Here is a 3,626-nt window from a genome sequence, read left to right as displayed (position 1 = left end):
GCGGGTGGGCAGCAGGTTGCCCGCATGACCGACCCGTTGATCCTGTCCGGCGATGTCCGCGACCGGATCGAGAATATCGTGTCCATCTCGCCCGTGGCAGATCTGATGCCGCTGTTACAGACCTCTATGAACGACATCCTTCAGCTGGACGAAGCCGAAGCGACGGCGGAAAGCCCCGTGAATATGACGCCGCCTCATGGGGTGAACGTCACGATCTGGGTCGGGGCCGATGAACGCCCCGCCTTTCTGGAGCAGGCCGAGCAATTCTCGCGCGTGTGGGGGGCCAAGCAGTTCGTCGTCGAGGGGCGCCACCACTTTGACATTATCGACCTGCTGGAAGACCCCGACAGCGATATGGTGAAAGCGCTGCTTGGCATAAAGTGAGCCTTGATCGGGCCGCGCAAATCGGCGAGACAGGGGGCGGGTTGGGACGATGGCGTCGTCCTGCATTTCACGGCCCTTGCGTCCTGCACGCCGGGACCTTTCTGAGAAGGAGGGTCTGATATGACCAATACATCTAAAACCGCCCGTCCCGATATGTACCGTTTCCATAACGGCACGAAGTCTCCGCTGCCGTTTGACACCGCTGAATACGAAGCGCGTCTGGAAGAGCTGCGCGAACGGATGGATGCGGCCGGAGCGACGGCGGCGGTCTTCACGTCGATGCACAATATCGCCTATTATTCGGGCTTTCTGTATTGCGCCTTTGGCCGCCCCTATGGGCTGGTGGTGACCGAGACAGACTGTGTGACGATTTCCGCAGGCATCGACGCCGGTCAGCCGTGGCGCCGAAGCTTTTGCGACAACATCACCTACACCGACTGGCAGCGCGACAATTACTGGCGCGCCGTCGCCTCGGTTACGGGCAAGGGCGCGGTGATCGGCTATGAGGGGGACCACCTGACGCTAATGCAGCGCGACAAGCTGGAAGATTTCCTTGAGCCGGTGGTGATGATCGACCTGTTCGAGACGACCATGCGCCAGCGGATGCACAAATCTGCGGCAGAGATTGCGTTGATCCGTCAGGCCGCTCAGGTTGCTGACGTGGGCGGCTATGCGATCCGCGATGCGGTCCAGGTCGGCGCGCGCGAGATCGACATCGCAATGGCAGGCCGCGACGCGATGGAGCTTGAGATTGCCAAGCGGTTTCCCGACGCCGAATACCGCGACACCTGGGTGTGGTTCCAATCCGGCATCAATACCGATGGTGCGCATAATCCGGTCACTGCGCGGCAACTGGAGCGCGGCGATATCCTGTCGCTGAACACCTTCCCGATGATCTCGGCCTATTACGTGGCGCTGGAACGCACCATGTTCGCCGGAGAGGTGGACCCAGCCAGCCTGAAAATCTGGGAGGCAAATGTCGCTGCCCATGAATACGGGATGAGCCTGCTGAAGCCCGGTATCAGCTGCGCCGATGTGACCCACAAGATCAACGCCTTCCTCGAAGAACGTGACCTGCTGCAATACCGCACCTTCGGCTATGGTCATTCGTTCGGCGTGCTGTCGCATTTCTATGGCCGCGAGGCAGGGCTGGAGCTGCGCGAGGACATCGACACGGTGCTTGAACCCGGCATGGTCATCTCGATGGAGCCGATGCTGACCCTTCCCGAAGGCCAACCCGGCGCGGGCGGCTACCGCGAACATGATATTCTGGTGATCACAGAAGACGGCAACGACAATATCACCGGCTATCCTTATGGCCCTGATTTCAACGTCGTAGGCTGATTGCGCTGCCCCCCTTCACGGGGGGCAAACGCCCTTTTGGCGGTTGGGGGTGACCGCGAGTACAAACAGGGAATATGGCTTGACGTACCCTGTCACGTCGATATCTTGACGCATCGCTGTCGCGGGATGGGGGTGTCAGGCCATATCCGTGCCTATCGTCTGCATCCTTAGTCTTGGTTAAAAGTGCTTTCCGCACGCTGTTTCGTGAGTGTTCCCGATGAAAGCATCTTTGATAGAACAAGAAGAAATGCGCCTCGCGTTGCTGCGGGGATATAATATTCTGGATACCGCCCCCGAAGAAGGGTTCGATGACATCACGCGCCTCGCGGCAGAGATTTGCGAGGTGCCGATCGCGCTGATCTCTTTGGTGGATGAAGACCGCCAGTGGTTCAAATCCAAGGTCGGGCTTGAAATTGACGGCAGCGACATAACCGACAGTATTTGCGCCCATGCCATCGCGGGCGATGACTACCTGGAGGTGACCGACACCACCGCCGATCCGCGCACCGCTGACAATAATTTCGTCACTGGCGAGGATTCGATCCGGTTCTATGCCGGTGCCTTGCTGGAGGATGACAAGAATCTGCCGCTTGGGACGCTCTGCGTGCTGCATAAGAAACCGCATCAGCTGAATGATTTTCAGCGCCGTGCGCTCAAGGTGCTGGCGGGGCAGGCGATGCGGCAGATCGAGCTGCGCAAGGCACTGGCCGATGCCGAGGTGCTGCGCAAAGAGGTCGACCACCGCGTGAAAAACTCGCTCCAGTCCCTAGAGGCATTGATCCGCATCCAGATCCGCAGCGAAAAATCCCCCGAAGCCCGCGCCGCGCTGGACACCATTCAGGGCCGCCTGTCGACCATCAGCAGCCTGCATGAAGCGTTGTACCTGACTGAAACCGGTGCCGCGGTGGATATCGCAGCCTTCCTGAAGAAGGTCGCCCATTCCACCAGTGAACAATTGCCCGACGGGGTGCAGGTGAACATAGAGGTCGATCAGGCGCATCTGTCGTCTCGCTCTGCGTCATCCGTGGGGATGATCGTGAACGAGGCGATGACCAACGCTGCGAAATACGCCTACGAGGGCCGCAAGCGCGGGACACTCGACCTGCGCGGCGAACGCAAGGGCGGCTTCTACCACCTCAGCTGCATTGACGACGGCCCCGGTATTCCCAAAGATCGGACCACGGGCACGGGGCTCGGCATGCGCATCCTGCTTGCCGCCGCCCAGCAATTGGGCGGAGAGCTGGAAACGCCAGAGCGTGAAAGCGGCGGCGAGATCAAGATCGTCTGGCCCGTCACCGACTGACACCCGGCCCGGGGCACAAGAGAGGCGCAGGGATTATGCTGGCTTTGTTAAGGTTGATCGTCATCGGGTTCGTCGTTCTAACGATCATCTATATCGCCCTGTCGATCTATTCGCGTCGGGTGCGGCGCGGCAAGCTCTACCAGAAGTGGGCGGACGGGCCGCGTCTTGTGGATCGCGACATTTTCGTGCAACGAGGGCTCAAACGATATGACGGGTCAATCCGTCGCAAGCTGATCCTTGGGGTCTATATTGTCCCGGTGGGGCTGGTCATCCTGACCGTCTACCTCACCAACTTTAACTAAGGGGTAACGCCGATGGCGATCATCAAATGGACCTTCTGGGGTGTGATCTGGCTGATCATTGCCGCGTTCTTTCACTATACGCTGCCTCAGGTCGATATCGTGCGGATCACCGACACCTATGAAAAGCGCATCGACTTTGGCGAGAACTCGATCTTCTGGTCGCATGCGGATGTGGGCAACAGCACCGCCTTGGGCAACCGCGATGTTTTCTTCATCCAGACGCGTCGGGCCAAAGGCGACGTCATGGTTTATCGCAACGAGGATACCGGCTGGGGCTGGCCGCCCTATTTCAA

Annotated in this window: 4 protein-coding genes and 1 pseudogene; all 5 read left to right on the top strand. The window is 59.5% G+C overall.

The window, feature by feature from the left end:
* A pseudogene (locus tag B3849_RS09965) lies at nt 1-384 on the top strand (alpha/beta hydrolase); the annotation flags it as partial.
* A gap of 120 nt (nt 385-504) precedes the next feature.
* Complete coding sequence (locus B3849_RS09960) at nt 505-1,728, top strand: aminopeptidase P family protein (RefSeq protein ID WP_278425399.1); 1,224 nt, start codon at nt 505-507, stop codon at nt 1,726-1,728.
* A 229-nt stretch (nt 1,729-1,957) separates the two neighbouring features.
* Nucleotides 1,958-3,031 carry a histidine kinase dimerization/phosphoacceptor domain -containing protein gene (locus B3849_RS09955; protein WP_286780066.1) on the top strand — a complete coding sequence of 358 codons (1,074 nt, stop codon included), beginning with the start codon at nt 1,958-1,960 and terminating at the stop codon, nt 3,029-3,031.
* A 35-nt stretch (nt 3,032-3,066) separates the two neighbouring features.
* A complete protein-coding gene (locus tag B3849_RS09950; protein WP_005851057.1) occupies nt 3,067-3,333 on the top strand; it encodes a hypothetical protein in 267 nt (88 codons plus the stop codon).
* 12 nt (nt 3,334-3,345) lie between these two features.
* Nucleotides 3,346-3,626: DUF1523 family protein (locus tag B3849_RS09945; protein ID WP_286780065.1), on the top strand; the 281-nt coding region annotated here is incomplete at its 3' end.

The organism is Sulfitobacter sp. UBA4523, from assembly GCF_002388305.1.
Classification (GTDB): domain Bacteria; phylum Pseudomonadota; class Alphaproteobacteria; order Rhodobacterales; family Rhodobacteraceae; genus Sulfitobacter; species Sulfitobacter pontiacus.
The sequence above is the reverse complement of the archived record's forward strand: the minus strand, read 5'-3'. Positions and strand labels throughout refer to the sequence as shown.

What these genes read in the sequence shown, in the direction of transcription:
- B3849_RS09960 (WP_278425399.1), top strand. Translation starts at nt 505, where the DNA reads ATGACCAATACATCTAAAACCGCCCGTCCCGATATGTACCGTTTCCAT.
- B3849_RS09950 (WP_005851057.1), top strand. Translation starts at nt 3,067, where the DNA reads ATGCTGGCTTTGTTAAGGTTGATCGTCATCGGGTTCGTCGTTCTAACG.